The organism is Anaerolineaceae bacterium oral taxon 439, assembly GCA_001717545.1.
Lineage (GTDB): Bacteria > Chloroflexota > Anaerolineae > Anaerolineales > Anaerolineaceae > Flexilinea.
Genome location: CP017039.1, coordinates 2256998 through 2271933 on the forward strand (window position 1 = coordinate 2256998; position 14936 = coordinate 2271933).

The following is a 14936-nucleotide window of genomic DNA, read 5'->3' on the forward strand; positions in this document are numbered from 1 at the left end:
TCCGATAAATTATACTTGACCGGCGCGAAAACTGACCCTTCGCCGCGAATAATTAAGAACGGGCCGGGCCTGAAACAAACGAATACGATGGAAAAACCCACGCGGCGGGGACACGTGAAGAGGAAAGAAAAACCGGTAAAACCTGCTACTTGCCGGCGAGTTCCTCGATCGCGAACGTCGGCTTATCGATCCGAATCGGCTTCATATTGTCGATGCCGGCGACATACTGAAACGCGTAAATCGGATCGTCGGGTCCAAAAACGCCGAAATTCATCAGCCCGAAGATCTCGCTGTCCACGACCTCCCCCGTTTCCAGATCATATCGATGCAGCGACTGCCCCTGCAAGGTCCGAACGCCGGCATAAAAATACAGCGCCTCGCCGTCGCTCTGGAACCGGGAATTGTAAACCCGCTCCGCTATCAGCCGCGATTCGCCGCTGGCCCGGTCCAGCTCATACAGGTTTTCATCATCCAAAACGGACGTATAGTAAAGCTTATCGCGCGTCAGGAAAAACCTCGTCGCCCGAACCTCGGAATAGATCGCCTCGCTCCGTCCCGTCGAAAAATCGAACCGATAAAGCCGGTATGCGGCGTCGCTATAATAAATCGATTCGCCGTCATACGAAACCCGGTAGGGGTCAACGTTCGTCAGAAAAACCGTCGGATCGCAGCTCATCGGGTCAATCACATCAATCGTATGCGCCTTCAGCAGGTAAATCTTACGGTCATGAATAAAATACATCAACTCGCTGACAATATCTGAATAGTCGAGTTCCACCCGGCAAATCTCCATGTCGACGTAGTCCCTGAGTCCCTGCCTGCGAAAAACGTTCGCGATCCCGTGCTGCGTATCCTCCTGAAACGCGTAATACAGCCAATCCGGATCAACATAAATTGCAGCCGAATGGAAATCGCCGCTGAGCTGCGTAAAAAACGGATCGCGGACCGCGTCGCGAAATTCGAGCGCCGAAGGATCCGGAATCGTCCGGATACCGTATTCCGCCGAGTAAAAAGCCCCGTCGACGATCGCCATGGAATTTCCCGGCGAACTGTTGAAAATTTCCGGAAGCTCCGACGCGGCAATCCGGTTCGCGGAAGCCAGGATCGCGGCCGCGGCGGCGATCGTCGCGATAAAGACTTTATCCAACCCCGCGCGCTGAACCTTCCGCATGAAATCGCCGTTCAGCCGGTAAATCGCCCGGATCATCCCCGCGAGCAGCAGCCCCGCGATCAGCAGCGAAACCGCCTGCGCCATGGGCGAGATCGTCGAAAACTCCGGAATGGCCTGGACCCCGCCGCCGTCGGCCAACCCGAGGACGAAATCGCCGGGGCGGATATACCCCTGCCCGATCATGAACCCCAACGGCGAAGGGAAGAAATACTTATAAACCGCGTTTCCCGGGAGATAATAAGGCACGGCCAGCAGGCAGACGCTCATGAACGCGCCGTTCAGCGACGAACGGGTCAGAGAGACGAAGAACTGCACGCACGCGCTGAACAGAACCGCGCCGATCAGCCGGTAACCGGAAACGATCCCCCAGGCCGCCCAGAAAGACACGTGAAGCGGCGAAGCCTGAAAATAACGCAAACTTTGAAGCGGGTAATTTCCGTTCAGCAGGCCGAATTTGAAATGAATCAGAAACGTTTCCACCAGAATCGAAATCAGGGTCAGCCCCACCGCGATCCAGACCGACAGCGACAGCTTGACACGCGTCAGGCGGTCGCCGCCGCCCGGAAACGTCAGCAGCAACGGGAACATCCCGCAGTCAAATTCGACGCTGAAAAGCGGGAGCAGGAACGCCAGCATCACAAAAATCATCAACCAGTCCATCCGCTCTTCCGTCAGCAGCGCAGTCCACCCGTTCCCGTCGAGCAGGTACCGTTCATCCGGCTTCTCGCGCGCGTACAGGTATTGATCGTACATGCGCAGGAACAACGTCTCCTCGTCCCGGAACCCCGTCTCCGCGTCGAACGCCGCGAGGACCTCCGCACGGTCGATTTCACCGCTCCGATACCGGACGAGCCATTCTTCAGCCTGGCTGTACGTCCGCGTGTACCGTTCCGCGAGCGCGTCGAGCGTCTCCGCCGTCGCATCGGTAACCCTTCCGCGAAACGGTTCAAGAAGCGCCCGGTACGCGCCGGCGTTCGCGGCCGTGTAGCTGTCGACACGGTAATGTGAAACATTGAGGATGATAATTTTCAACGCGACCCATCCGCAGACGATCAGAAGGTACGCGAAAACCGGGATCCCCTTCCGGATTTCGGTCAGCGAACGATTCATCCTCCCTCCATTCCTGAGCGGGAAACCGCCGTAAAAAAGAAGAAAACGCCTGTCAGCAAAAAGGTTAACGAAACCAGCAGCACAACAGAATAAACGGGAAACCCGAAGACGTTCGCGACGTCAAACCTCGAAAACAACGCGGAAAAATCGAGAAGCGTCGTCGGGATCAGCCAACGCGCGAAAGCAAACGGCGTCGGAACGGACAGGTCCCCCAGCGCATAAATCCCCACCCCCAAAGCGAAGCTGATCAGGAACGACAGGAACGGCTTCCCGACCCGCCGCGACACCAGCAAAACGATACCGCCGACAAAGAGAAGCCAGAGAAGCTCCAGGAGCGTCTTGATCCCGACCGCTTCTCCGATCGTCCCCGAGAAAAACGACAGCGCGAAATCCGCACGGAAATACGACAGATCCACCACGCCGTACAGCGGATAAGCCGCGCCATGCAGCCCGAAAAAGAGCGCGGTCGCGCCGAGCCGGACCAGCGAAAAAACGATCTCCGTCGCGAGAATCCAGCCCACAGCCAGAAGCAGCTTGCTTCGGACCGTCGCCGCCCGCCCCCGCTCAACCGTCTTTAAGATCAGCGCCATCCCCGTCGTCGTTTCAATTGAAAAAAGCGGCGCTAACGAAAAAACGACGAACAGCATCATCAGCAGCGCGCAGCTCCGATCCAGGAGCAGCTCGCGGAACCCGGCCGTATCGTAAAACGCCGTCAGCTCCCGACCGCCGTACGCGCCGGCGATCAGGCGGTTCCGGCGCGATTGATAAACGTCGCCGATCGCCTCGAAAAAAGCGATATTCTCCGCCGCCCGCTCGACAATCGGGTCATTCTTCCGTTTATACGCGAACGCCCAGCGCATTGGATTATAAAAACCTTCCTTAAATAAGTAGTAGTCCGCGCGTTCGTACCCGGTATACATCGCCGGATCGTACACAATCGAATACGATCCGGCCAAGGCAATCTTCGCCAGACGGTTGAACTCCGAAATCACGAAATCCGACTTATCCGGCGTAATCTCGCCTTCGCCGATCTCGCGATAGAGCGCCCGATACGCCGGACGCATGAATCTGTCGGACTGCGGGAAATTCCCATAATTCCGGTCCAGCTGCCAGACGAATCCAACTTCGATCAGGGTCAGCAGCAGCAAAGCGATCCAGACCGATTTCCGGCTCAGAATCTTCTTAAATTCAGCGCTGATCAGTCCCATCGCCGTCCGCTCCGCAGAAATACAGAAACGCGTCTTCGAGCGTCGCCGGGACCGAAACGCAGCCCGGATCCGGCGCCGTATCGCCGACGATCCGCGCGGTCACCCGGTCCCCCTCCCGGTACATATTCCCGACGCGATACGTCTTTAAGACCGAATCGATCATCGTTTCCGGAACCGTCCATTCCCAGACCTTCCCCTCAACCTCGGTCAGGAGCGATTTCGTCGAACCGTCGCGCGCGATCCGCCCGTCTCGAAGCAGGATCACCTCATTCGCAATCAGCTCGATATCGGAAACAATATGCGTCGCGAGAATCACGATCCGCCCGGCCGACAAGCTCGAAATCACGTTCCGAAAGCGCGCCCGCTCGATCGGGTCCAGTCCGGCCGTCGGCTCGTCGAGAATCAGGACCGGCGGATACCCGATCAGCGCCTGCGCAACGCCCAACCGCTGGCGCATCCCGCCCGAATACGCCCCGATCTTTTTATCCGCCGCGTTCGTCAGGTTGACCAGCTCCAGCGTCTCGGCAACCTGACGTTCCCGCTCGTCCCGGGGAACGTCCTTCAATTCGCAGATATATTCCAGAAACGCCCGCGCGCTGAAGTCGCGGTAAAACTGGTTATCCTGCGGAAGGTAGCCGACCGCGGTCCGGAAACCGCTTCCCTTTTCCCCCGTCGGAACCCCGTTCCAGAGCGCGTTCCCCGCCGTCGCGGGGATCAGCGCCAGAATCAGCCGGATCAGCGTCGTCTTCCCCGCTCCGTTCGGGCCCAAAATCCCGTAAATTCCCTCGCGGAAAACGCAGCTGAAATCGTCCAGCGCCGTTTCCGCTCCATACCGCTTCGTCAGTCCAACCGCCCGCAGCTCCAATCCGCCTCCGATCTTCTACTCCTCAGCCAGATCGTTGATCAGCAGCAACCGTTCCGATTGCATAAAAGACGCTTCGCCCATTCGAATCCGGGTCAGATCGCCGACCGGAACCGTTACCGCGTACAGCGTATTTCGCCGCGGGTATGAGGAGACGTCCAGCGTAATCGGAACCGACGTTTCCATTCCATATTCCGCGTCGAAGACGAAATCCGGATGACCGTCGACCGCGATCGGCTCATGGTTCACAAAAACCGTCGTCCGGTAGGAAAAGCTCGTCCCGCCCGTCCGCAGCAGCTGAAATTGAACCGTCCCGTTTTCGGCTTCGATATACGCGATCGGGACCTGCGGCTCTCCGATCGGGCGCAGGTAATTCGTCCACATCCGCAGGCTTTCTTCAGCCCGCTCCTCGAACGTCCCGCCCGGCCGCCATTGATTTTCCGGAATCGGCTGCGTAACCGCCGGAATCCGGTATGCGGCCGCCAGCGCGTCTTCCGCGCTCTCGCCCCTGGAATCCGCTTCCATAATCAGCCGGGTCGGATTGGAGGTGGCAAGTTCGCTGAAATGACCGTAGCCGGGATGCTCCTTATCGGGTGGGACGTACAACGGTCCAATAACGACCGCGAAATACAGCCCGACGGTATCCCCCTTTTTCCCCACAACCGGATCGAACAGGATCGTAATCTCGCGCGTCTCGTTCTTTTTAAGCCGGAAAAAATGGACCGGCGCGTCGATCCCTTCCGCTTCGTCCGCCGGATCGGCCAACCGGTACGGCTGAACGATTCCGTCCGCGAACAGGATATACGCCGCGTTCGCGTCGCCGTCCGGCGCAACCAGCTCATAAGCCAATTCCACCGGTTCGCCGACGTACCGGATCCGCGTATCCAGCGGATCGTCGTCGTCCCAGGTCTTCGTTTTCGGATACATCCAGATTTGCGGAATCGTCTGCGCCAGAATGTCCTCGGCCTGCGCGTCGTTCTCGGCAAACGGATCCGTTTCCGCGAAACAGATCCCAAACGTTCCCAGCAATGCTGCGATCACTATTGTAAATACTGTTAGCCCACGCATTAATTGTTCATTTTTCATCGCCATATTCATCCATACAAAGTGCGATGGACTCGCCTTCACGAAGCTGTGAGGGCAAGTCCATCATATTGTTAATTCGGACAAATCAAATTTAACTGAAGTGTAATCGGTATCGTGGCAGCACTTGCATCGTGTGTTGTATAAACCATTGCTGATTCAGCAATAAATGCAGCCGAAATAGAGGCAGAACTACCTCCAGGCGCTGATTCAGCTTTTTTTCTCCCCCGAGAAGGCCTTGACCCGTTTTCCGATCCTTAACATCCAACTTAGCAGTCAAAATAATACCGCAACAGCCACCGTCCTCGATACGCGTTGTTGAGGAAGCTGACCCAGATTGGGTGGTATTACTGGTAGAAAGGATCCCATGTATTTGCTTATGAACAGATGGGATATCCGCATATCCGTCTTTATACCCCCTTTCATCCGCAGCAACCGCATAAAACGAGCTCAGCGACAAGTCCTGATCAACAATACGGCAATCATTAACTTTCTCATTTTACTCTCCTTCGATAGCGCTTCTCTTCTGATGAACCTCCATGCCATCTATTATGCCATCACTCAACTTATATTAGTTCAAATTCTTTTTGAGTGTCAAGGATTAAAGTCATAAAAAAAGCCTGAGCTTTTTCCTGTCCAATTTTTATATATGCGAAAGACGCCCTTGCTCCCCGCCAGATATGACAAAAAATACGCGCTGGAACCACGATTCTTTCCAGGTGTCAGGGGTTAAAAAAACGCCGGTTCATCGTCATCTCCACGCGATATTCCCAGCTATACTTAACTGCATGGAAAAAACCCTCCGCCTCTTTATCGCCGTCCCGCTCCCCGACAGCGTCAAAGCGCAGATTTGCGCCGGGCCGCTTTCAAGCGCGGCGCTGAACCGGCCCGGAATCCGGCCCGTCCCCGCGAACAACCTGCATCTTACGCTGCGCTTCCTCGGGGACACCGCCGAATCGGAGCTGCCCGCGATCCGCGAAGCGATCGAGACCGCCGCGGCCGGTCTCCGCCCCTTCCGCGCGGAAATCCAGAGCTGCGGCGTCTTCCCGAACCCGGCGGCGGCGCGCGTCTTCTGGCTCGGCTTCGATCCGCGAGGCGCGGCGCGGCTCCGCGATGTCGCGAAATCGGTCGCCGGTCAACTCGCCCGGGCCGGGATCGACGGCGACCGGAAGCCCTTCCGGCCGCACATGACTCTCGCCCGCGTCAACGCCGGAACGCTCAGCGAACGCGAAACCGCCGCGATCGTGACGACGCTGCGCGAGGTTTGCTTCGACCCTGTCCCGGTCCGCGAAATCTGCTGTTTCAGCTCTGACCTGAGCGGGCACGTTCCCGTTTATAAAAAACGCTTTTCGGCTGCGTTTGAGCGTTAACACCGGTTATAATTTCAAATATATTTTTTATGTGAAGGATACAGGATGAATCAAGACACCCCCACCGCAGCCATTGCCCGACGCATCGTCGAAATTCTCGAAGAACATAAAGGCGAAGATATCCTTTTCCTCGACGTCTCCGAACAGGTCGACTTTACCGACTATTTCATCATCGTCAGCGCCACCTCCGACCGCATGATCCAGGCGCTCGCCGACGCCGTTCAGGATAAAATCCGCGACGAATTCAAGCTTCACAGCAAGCTTCAGGGCGTCAGCGGCGGCGGATGGACGCTGATCGATCTGGGCGATATCGTCGTGCATATCTTTTCGCCGGAACGGCGCGAGTTCTACGATCTCGAATCGCTTTGGAAGGAAGCGAAAACGCTCCTGCGAATTCAGTAAGCCGGACGATTTTTTCGCGGTTTCAAACTAAACGAATCGCTTTGTTCAGCATTGTTTAGTTCTGAAATTGTCGGACAAATTCCAAGGAGATCGCTGAATCTTTCAAATTCCGTTTCAAAATTACTCCGTACAATTCGTCCGTCTTAATCAAACCTTAATTCAACACAACGGTTTTATATTGCTATTTTTTTTATTTTACTGTAAAATTGGAAAGTAACATATTGGAGATTGGGCCAACCACCAAATCCCCCGGGCTCAATCAGAAAGAATCGGAGAAATTGTCTATGTTAAAGGTAAGCAGAAAGTTGAATTATGGTTTGCAGTTAATGGTTGCGCTGGCGTTCAATAAGGACAATCAATCGATTGCCACGTCGAAGTACGCGGAACAGCTCGAAATTCCGCTCCCGTTCCTGCATCAGATCGCGCACGCTTTGCAGTTGAACGGCCTGATCAAGGCGACGCCAGGACCCAAAGGCGGGTTGCGCCTCGGAAATAAGGGATTGGAAACTTCCCTGTTCGATATTATCCATGCCCTCGAGGGTCGGTTCTCCGTCCCCGTCGTCGAAGGCGATTCAACGATTGCCGAAAACGAAATCGCGCTGGGCGTCTGGAAGGAAGTCGGTTCGCGAATGAACGAAATCATGAAAGATTATACGTTAGCCGAACTGATCAATAATCCTGAAGGTTCCGAAAAGTAAATTCGTTCTTTTGAAGCGAATTTCAGGTTTTTTTCCAGAAAAAAGATCCGGCGAATTTTGCAAACCGGATCTTTTTTGTACGTTCAATTCTGAAAGCGCCGTCTTTACATCCTGAAACCGCTGAAGAAGAATCCGCGTCGGTTCCGGAATGAATCGCGGCCTTCCGCCCTGTCCGAACTAAACAAAGCGGATTCAACACCTGATTTGTTTAGTTTCTACGGCGCGGGCGGCGTCGCTGCCTGCTGTGCGTCGAACGCTTCTTTTGTCTGCGTATACTCGATCGGATCGCGCGTCGGCGACGGGAGCGACCAGGTCATCGTGTCTTCGGAAACGCTCCCCTCCTGCCAGGGGAGAAGCTGGAAAAAGTCGCCGTAAGAAACGCCCTTATTAATCTCGTACCGCCCCAGCATGAACAGGATATTCTTCGTCTGGTGAATCGTCTGCTGCTTCGTGAACGCGATTTTATACAACGCGCTGCTCACGCGGGAAACCATCTCCCCGTTCGCGTCCATAATCCCGCCGGAATAAGCGAACGCCTCGATCGGCAGCCCGAACATCTCTTCCAAATCCACCTTGGACATCCCGATTTCACGGCCGTAATGCGCCGGATCCGGAGAACCGTCGTAGCCGCAGGAACCGATTTCCCATCCCGCCGCCATCATCTCGCGCACCTCGTCCGCCGAGATACTGTTCTTCTGGTCGACCTGCTGCGAATAGAGGAAAAGATTCCCAACCATGCCGTACTTCTGCAAAATCGGATAAGCGTTAACGTATTGGCCGCGCTTCGAAGAATCGAACGTGAACATCACCGGACGCGGCGGAAGTTCCCCGCCTTCATATAATATCCGGATCAGCTGCGAAAGCGTGATACTCGTATACCCCAGTTCGTAAAGCGTCCGGACCTGCTGTTCAAATTCAAGCGTCGTCACGTTATACGGACTTTCCCATTGATAATACGGATCCTCGTCCGCGTTATTGGCGATATCATGATAATAAAGGACGAAGACGTCCGCCTCTCCGGCGGGATACATGATCCACGTCGGCGTTGGAACCAACGTCGCCGTTCCCGTCGCTGTAGGCGTCGGCGTGACGGTCGGAGTCGGGGTCTCGGTAAACGTCGGCGTCGGGGGCGTCAGCGACGCCAGGCGATTCTGTTCCGCGGTAAACGTCTCGGCCTCAACGGTATATAAAAAACCTTTCGGCGTGTTCTGATCCGGAATATTGCATGCCGCAAGGAGCAGGACCGCCAGACCGGCAAAGATACGCTCGATGAATTTCCTCATATGCCTCCAAATAATCCTATTTTATCATGACCGCTTCGCAGCGCGCCACGATAAAACGTCTACGCGAAAATCCATCCCGTAATCGTTTCAACGTACAGGATAAACAACAGCGCGCCCATCCCAAGCCCGCCGATCAGTTTACGATGGTAGCGTTCGCCGCGCCTGACCCGCTCGACCAGGAGAATCCCCGCCGTAAACAGCGGCAACCCGAAAATCATCGGAGAAACCAGCCGCCAGGGAACGCCGGATAAATTCAACGCAACGATCGACACGTATCCCAACGCCGCCGTCAGCGCGTATCCGCGAAAGAACCCGCGCCGAATCATCGTCGGAAACAACCCCGGCTGAAACGTCGTCCCGAGATCAGCATCCGCCATCGCTTTTAAAAAGCGATAACCGAAATAGAAAAAAAGATTCGGCACCAGGAAAGCTAAAATCGAAAGCCGGGCCTGAGCCACGTCCTGAAGCGCGACGGTCAGCAGCGCCGGCAGCGCGAAAATTTCCAATCCTTCGAAAAGCTCCGCCGTCCAATCCCGTGACACGCTCGCGATCCGGTTCAAATCGACAACCGCAAAAAGAACCGTCAGCCCAAGCCAAAGCAGGAGCGGCCCGCGGTCAACCGCGGCGATAAAGAGCGGGAAAAAACCCGATAGCCCCGCGCAGCAGAAAACCAGCGCCAGAACCGACGCGTTCGTCAGCAACGTCTCAGCCGTATCCTCCCGGACCGCCCCGACCGCCGTCGTCAGCCGCCGGACCGTCCGGCGCGAAGCGAAATTTCCGCCTCGGATCAGCGCCGCCGTCCTGAAAATCAGCGCTGCGCCCGAGAAACCGACCGATGCCAGCGCAATCCCAATCAGTTCGATCCAACCAAACGTCGCGCCCCAGAAGAAAAGAACGCCGAGCGTCGCCGCCAGTCCCAGCAGGATCAGCAGGATTTCCCAAAACGGAACCAGCGCTACCGCCGCCGCAGGATTAAATTCGCGCAATTTCATTCCCCATTCGCCTTTCCTGCCGCCGGTTCGTCCGCTCCACGCCGGAACCGGTAGCCGCCGTCGACGATCAGCTCCGTCCCGGTCACGTATGCCGCGCCGATCAGGTACCGGACCGCCTGAAGAAGGTCGTCGATCTCTCCCGGACGTTCGAGAAGCGTCCGCCGCGACAGCGCGCTCCAACGGTCGCCGTCAGCGCTATCCTTCAGGATCAGGCCCGGAGAAATCGCGTTGACGCGAACACGCGGCGCGAACGTCTTCGCCATCAAGCGCGTCAATCCCAAAATCGCCTGCTTCGTCAGGACATACCCGCCGAACGATGTCCAGTCCTGACGCGCCCCGGAATCGGAAAACAGGATGATCCACCCGCCGTGCGCGTCCTCGGAAATCACGGCGCCCGCCGTTCGGGCCGTCAGCCACGCGCCGCGCAAATTAACCGAAAACAGCTCGTCCCAATCCGCCGTCGTCAGCGTATCCAGCCTGGACGGGAAGAAAACCGCGGCGCAATGGATCAATCCAATCAGACGGCCTGAAGCGCGGATCCGCGTGAACATGCGCTCGATCCCGGCCCCGTCGCGTAAATCGGCGCAAACGGCTTCAGCCGCGCCGCCCCGCCGGCGAATCTCGTCGCAGGTCCGTTCCGCGCCCTCCGCGTTCGAATAATAATGAACCCAGATTCGCAATCCCGGACGCGCCAGACCGAGCGCAAGCGCGGCGCCGATCCGCGATCCCGCGCCGGTTATCAACAGGTTTTCATTCGCCGCATGTTCGTTGATAGGACGATAACTCCGCTTCGCGCTGCCTCAGCCCGGTCTATAACGACGCCCGCAGCATCGCCGCCAGATCGTCGCGGCCGATCGGATATCGATCGCGGACCAGCGCGCCGCCGCCGATTATCAGCGTACTTTCAATCAGCCCCGGAATATCCGCCTCGTTGAAGCCATGATCCGACAGGCGCAGCCGATCCACGCCGCAGGCAATCTTCAACTCCTCCAACGCGTCAAGGAACCGGGCCGCGTTCCGTTCATCGCTCTCGCCCGGGACCGCGACGCCGATCGCGTCCGCGATCAGCGCGTAACGCTCCGGAATCCGACGCGCCCCGAACGCATGAAACGCCCGCGAAATCAGGATCAGCCCTTCGCCATGCGGAAGGGAAGGAACTTTACCGGAAAGACTGTGCTCGATCGTATGCGCCCCGGTGCAGCTCGAAATACAGATGACCATCCCGGCCAGCATCGACGCGAAAGAAACGGCGGTCCGCGCTTCTAAGTTCCGTCCGTCCTGAACCGCCGCGGGAAGGTACGAAAAGATATTGCGGATCCCTTCGATCGCCCAGACGTCGGACACCGGCGTCGACCGGACCGAAAGATATCCTTCTAAACTATGGAATAACGCGTCGAAACCCTGAAACGCGGTATACGACGGAACGATCCCGAGCGTCAGTTCCGGATCGACGATCGACTTGACCGGGAATTCGCAAACCATGCCAACCTTTTCGCCGCTCTCCGTCTTTGTCAGGACCCCGACCGGATTACCCTCCGTCCCGGTCCCCGCCGTCGTCGGAATCGCAACGAGCGGAAGCCCCCTGACCGGGAAAGCCTTCCTTCCGCCGCTGCCGACCTGAACGTAGTCCCAGATATCGCCGGGATTCGTCGTCATCATCGCAATCGCTTTCGCGGCGTCGATCGCCGAACCGCCGCCCAGCCCGATCACGAAATCGCAGCGCTCCGCTTTGGCGATTTCCGCCCCCGACATGACCGTTTCCCTGACCGGGTTCGGGGTCACGCGATCGAAAAGAACCGTCCGGATCGATCGGCCGGCTAAAATCGTCAGCACGCGGTCGAGGATCCCATGCTTCCGGATCGAATTCCCGCCGGTAACGACGAGCGCTTTTTCGCCCGGAAGCGGTTCGGTCTTCAGCTTCTCCAGCGCGCCGATCCCATAAAATAATTCCGTCGGAATTGAAAATCGATAAGTCTGCATGACATCCTCCTTTGTCGTCATCGTCAAAACATAGGGCAAAGCCCAATCTTCAGTCTATCCCTGCGCCCGGAGCTCCCGCGCGGCGCGTTGAATCCGACGCAGCGTCAGCTCTTTTCCCAGAATTTCCATCGATTCGAAAAGCGGCGGACTGACCCGCTGACCCGTAACGGCGACACGAAGGACGCCGAAAACCTGCGCCGGCTTGAGCCCCATCTCCGCGACCAGCTCGCGCATCTCCGGCTCGCCGATCCTCGGACTGATCTCCGGGAGCGCCGTTAAGACGTCGTAGCTTCTCTCCGCGATCTCGGCGCACTGCGCGGCGGTCAGTCCTTTCTGGATCAGGTCCGCCGTCGCCGGCACAACCTCGGCGCGGAAGAAAAAACCGGCTAACGCGACCGATTCGTCGAGCGTGACCATGCGCTCCCGGATAATCGGCGCAATTTTCAGCAGCGTCGCGTCGTCGGCATCGATCCCTTCTTTAAGGAAGAAAGGCTTGATCCGGGCCGCTAAATCCTCGATCGTCAACATACGGATATGGGTTCCATTAAAATGGTCCAGCTTGGTAAAATTGATCGCCGCCGGGGACGGAGTCAGGTGCTCCAGCGAAAAATCGCGAACAAGCGCGTCCATCGTGAAAATCTCGGTATGATCGTCGAAGCTCCAGCCCATCAACGCGATCCAGTTCACGACCGCCTCCGGAAGGTACCCCAAATCGATCAGGTCGGTCAGGAAGAGCGAATATCCGTCCTTTATAAAATCGGCGGAGTCCCGTTTCGAAACCTTTCCCTTCCCATCCGGCTTCAGGAAAAGCGAAAGATGAATCCATTCCGGCTCGTCCCACCCAAACGCACGGATAATCAGGTGATGCAGCGGGAGCGTCGGGATCCATTCCGACCCGCGGATCACGTGCGAAATTTTCATGAGATGATCGTCGACCATCGCCGCCAGGTGATACAGCGCCCAACCGTCCGACTTGACGATAATATAATCGTCGATCGTCCGGTTCTCGACCGTAATCTCCCCGCGGATCAGGTCCCGAACCGTCGTTACGCCTTCCTTCGGCGTCTTAAAGCGGATCACGTGCGGCTCGCCGGCCGCGACGCGCTTCCGCGCTTCATCCAACGGAATCTCACGGCAGCAGCCGTCGTAATGCGGAAATTCTTTGCGCTGCTGCTGCTCCTGCTTCATGCGCGACAGCCGCTCCGAAGAGCAGAAGCAATAATACGCATCGCCCTGCTCGACGAGCCGCTCGGCGTATTGACGGTAGAGCGCTTTCTTATCCGCCTGCCGATACGGTCCGTACTCGCCGCCGACGTCAGGTCCCTCCTGCCAGTCGATTCCGAGCCAACGCAGCCCGTCGATAATCTCTCTTTCCGCGCCTTCGACGTAACGCTTCTTATCGGTATCCTCGATCCTCAGGATAAAAGTACCGCCCGTTTTTTTCGCTAAAAGATAATTGTAAAGCGCCGTTCGCCCGCCGCCGAGATGAAGCCGCCCGGTCGGAGAGGGCGCGAATCGAACGCGTACCGGCTTTTGATCTGTCATTTTATTTTTACCCGCCTCTTCTTCGTTTATGATACGTTTAGATTCTAACGCTTTTCTCTTCGGAAAAGCGCAGTTCGCAGCAAAGCTGAGATTCTCCGGCGCTATCGGAGCTCTTCCTGTTTGACCTGCCGCGCGGCGACGCTCTCGACCAGCCCGATCATGACCGCCAGCGCCAATGTCGACGATCCACCGTAACTTACGAACGGAAGCGTCAGCCCAGTCACCGGCAGGACCTGCAGATTAACGCCGATATTAACCGATGTCTGGAAAAAAAGAAGCGCCCCAACCCCATAGCAGATCAACGCGCCGAACAGGTCGGGCGCCTGCATCGCGTTTCGGAAACAGCGCCAGATCATGAACATAATCAGGATAATAATCGACATCGTTCCAACAAAGCCAAACTCCTGCCCCAGCGCCGAAAAAATAAAGTCGGTATGCCGGACTTTCAGGAACCGGAGCTGAACCTGCGTTCCATTGCCGTACCCCTGTCCGGTCAGCTGACCCGAACCAAGCGAAATAACCGCCTGGTCAACGTTATAGTTATCGCCATATCGCGCGTTCGGATCCGGAGCGATAAACGTCCGAACCCGGTTCAGCTGGTATTCCTGAACGAAGGGAACCGTATCCGGCGAAAGCAGGATCCAGATCAGCATCCCGGTAATAAAGAAAAAGCCAAAAAGCCCCAGAATAACCAGATATTTCGTCGGCACCTTACTCACCCAAAGCATTGAAAACCAGATCACCATCATAACGATCGACGTACTCATGTTCGGCTGAAGCAGAATAAATAAAACGATTCCAAACGTAAGCCCGAAGCTGGTCAGGATCCAGCGCATATCATGCGGATCGTACCAGCGATCGGAAAAATACTTCGCCAGCCGGATAATCAGGACCGCCTTCGCGAATTCCGACGGCTGAAGCTGGAACGGACCGATCCGAAGCCAGCGCGCCGCGCCGAACTGCGCCTGGCCGAAGATATTGAGCGCAAAGAGCAGCACGATGATCCCGAAATATAAAAGCCCGGACATCGCGTCCAGATAATGATAATCGAAGATCGTCAGCCCGATAATCATGAACAAGCCGATCACCACGTACTGAACCTGACTGTTGACGCTGACTTCAAGATTTCCCGCCAGCGCCGACGTAATCATGACGATTCCGAAAACGCAAAGCACCAGCACAACCGCGAACAGCCAATAATCAAAACTGCGCCAGATTTCCCGTTTCATGGA

The 14936-nt window shown here is 56.7% G+C and carries 14 protein-coding genes; 4 read left to right on the forward strand and 10 right to left on the reverse strand.

Features of this window, described 5'->3' with window-relative positions; all coding sequences use genetic code 11:
* Positions 1 to 145: 145 nt before the first annotated feature.
* The 4 genes from BEQ56_10015 to BEQ56_10030 are packed head-to-tail and all read right to left on the reverse strand — an operon-like array spanning position 146 to position 5380.
* On the reverse strand, positions 146 to 2281 hold the full coding sequence (locus BEQ56_10015; protein AOH43779.1) for a hypothetical protein: 2136 nt from the start codon (positions 2279 to 2281) through the stop codon (positions 146 to 148).
* Positions 2278 to 3489 (reverse strand): hypothetical protein, encoded by a 1212-nt coding sequence (locus BEQ56_10020; protein AOH43780.1) that lies wholly within the window; start codon positions 3487 to 3489, stop codon positions 2278 to 2280. Before BEQ56_10020 ends, BEQ56_10015 begins: the two co-directional genes overlap by 4 nt.
* Positions 3470 to 4354 (reverse strand): hypothetical protein, encoded by an 885-nt coding sequence (locus BEQ56_10025; protein ID AOH43781.1) that lies wholly within the window; start codon positions 4352 to 4354, stop codon positions 3470 to 3472. The genes BEQ56_10020 and BEQ56_10025 overlap by 20 nt, the downstream gene beginning before the upstream one ends.
* Positions 4355 to 4369: 15 nt before the next feature.
* A complete protein-coding gene (locus BEQ56_10030) occupies positions 4370 to 5380 on the reverse strand; it encodes a hypothetical protein (GenBank protein ID AOH43782.1) in 1011 nt (336 codons plus the stop codon).
* A gap of 421 nt (positions 5381 to 5801) precedes the next feature.
* Between BEQ56_10030 and BEQ56_10035 the strand changes: the two genes are divergently transcribed.
* The 4 genes from BEQ56_10035 to BEQ56_10050 all read left to right on the forward strand — a co-directional run bounded on the left by BEQ56_10035 (position 5802) and on the right by BEQ56_10050 (position 7904).
* The gene (locus tag BEQ56_10035; GenBank protein ID AOH43783.1) at positions 5802 to 6047 is read left to right on the forward strand and encodes a hypothetical protein; all 246 of its coding nucleotides are present in this window, start codon (positions 5802 to 5804) and stop codon (positions 6045 to 6047) included.
* A 175-nt stretch (positions 6048 to 6222) separates the two neighbouring features.
* Positions 6223 to 6804 carry a 2'-5' RNA ligase gene (locus tag BEQ56_10040; GenBank protein ID AOH43784.1) on the forward strand — a complete coding sequence of 194 codons (582 nt, stop codon included), beginning with the start codon at positions 6223 to 6225 and terminating at the stop codon, positions 6802 to 6804.
* Positions 6805 to 6849: 45 nt separating this feature from the next.
* The gene (locus tag BEQ56_10045; GenBank protein ID AOH43785.1) at positions 6850 to 7206 is read left to right on the forward strand and encodes a ribosome silencing factor; all 357 of its coding nucleotides are present in this window, start codon (positions 6850 to 6852) and stop codon (positions 7204 to 7206) included.
* Between the two features lie 326 nt (positions 7207 to 7532).
* Positions 7533 to 7904 carry a hypothetical protein gene (locus tag BEQ56_10050; protein ID AOH43786.1) on the forward strand — a complete coding sequence of 124 codons (372 nt, stop codon included), beginning with the start codon at positions 7533 to 7535 and terminating at the stop codon, positions 7902 to 7904.
* A gap of 215 nt (positions 7905 to 8119) precedes the next feature.
* Here the strand turns inward: BEQ56_10050 and BEQ56_10055 are convergent, their stop codons facing one another.
* From BEQ56_10055 to BEQ56_10080, 6 genes are all read right to left on the reverse strand, one after another.
* Positions 8120 to 9187 carry a hypothetical protein gene (locus tag BEQ56_10055; GenBank protein AOH43787.1) on the reverse strand — a complete coding sequence of 356 codons (1068 nt, stop codon included), beginning with the start codon at positions 9185 to 9187 and terminating at the stop codon, positions 8120 to 8122.
* Between the two features lie 59 nt (positions 9188 to 9246).
* Entirely contained in the window at positions 9247 to 10179 is a 933-nt protein-coding gene (locus BEQ56_10060; GenBank protein AOH43788.1) for a hypothetical protein, read from the reverse strand.
* A complete protein-coding gene (locus tag BEQ56_10065; protein AOH43789.1) occupies positions 10176 to 10922 on the reverse strand; it encodes a hypothetical protein in 747 nt (248 codons plus the stop codon). The genes BEQ56_10060 and BEQ56_10065 overlap by 4 nt, the downstream gene beginning before the upstream one ends.
* Before the next feature lie 67 nt (positions 10923 to 10989).
* Positions 10990 to 12159, reverse strand: coding sequence for a hypothetical protein (locus BEQ56_10070; protein ID AOH43790.1), 1170 nt, complete (start codon positions 12157 to 12159; stop codon positions 10990 to 10992).
* A 54-nt stretch (positions 12160 to 12213) separates the two neighbouring features.
* Positions 12214 to 13704, reverse strand: a complete 1491-nt coding sequence (locus BEQ56_10075) for a glutamate--tRNA ligase (GenBank protein AOH43791.1) — start codon at positions 13702 to 13704, stop codon at positions 12214 to 12216.
* Positions 13705 to 13805: 101 nt separating this feature from the next.
* Complete coding sequence (locus BEQ56_10080; protein AOH43792.1) at positions 13806 to 14933, reverse strand: hypothetical protein; 1128 nt, start codon at positions 14931 to 14933, stop codon at positions 13806 to 13808.
* Between the last annotated feature and the right edge of the window lie 3 nt (positions 14934 to 14936).

Bases quoted from the DNA above. Each gene is read 5' to 3' on its own strand.
- BEQ56_10015 (AOH43779.1), bottom strand. From the start codon at position 2,281: ATGAATCGTTCGCTGACCGAAATCCGGAAGGGGATCCCGGTTTTCGCG.
- BEQ56_10020 (AOH43780.1), bottom strand. From the start codon at position 3,489: ATGGGACTGATCAGCGCTGAATTTAAGAAGATTCTGAGCCGGAAATCG.
- BEQ56_10035 (AOH43783.1), top strand. From the start codon at position 5,802: ATGTATTTGCTTATGAACAGATGGGATATCCGCATATCCGTCTTTATA.
- BEQ56_10040 (AOH43784.1), top strand. From the start codon at position 6,223: ATGGAAAAAACCCTCCGCCTCTTTATCGCCGTCCCGCTCCCCGACAGC.
- BEQ56_10045 (AOH43785.1), top strand. From the start codon at position 6,850: ATGAATCAAGACACCCCCACCGCAGCCATTGCCCGACGCATCGTCGAA.
- BEQ56_10050 (AOH43786.1), top strand. From the start codon at position 7,533: ATGGTTGCGCTGGCGTTCAATAAGGACAATCAATCGATTGCCACGTCG.
- BEQ56_10055 (AOH43787.1), bottom strand. From the start codon at position 9,187: ATGAGGAAATTCATCGAGCGTATCTTTGCCGGTCTGGCGGTCCTGCTC.
- BEQ56_10060 (AOH43788.1), bottom strand. From the start codon at position 10,179: ATGAAATTGCGCGAATTTAATCCTGCGGCGGCGGTAGCGCTGGTTCCG.
- BEQ56_10070 (AOH43790.1), bottom strand. From the start codon at position 12,159: ATGCAGACTTATCGATTTTCAATTCCGACGGAATTATTTTATGGGATC.
- BEQ56_10075 (AOH43791.1), bottom strand. From the start codon at position 13,704: ATGACAGATCAAAAGCCGGTACGCGTTCGATTCGCGCCCTCTCCGACC.
- BEQ56_10080 (AOH43792.1), bottom strand. From the start codon at position 14,933: ATGAAACGGGAAATCTGGCGCAGTTTTGATTATTGGCTGTTCGCGGTT.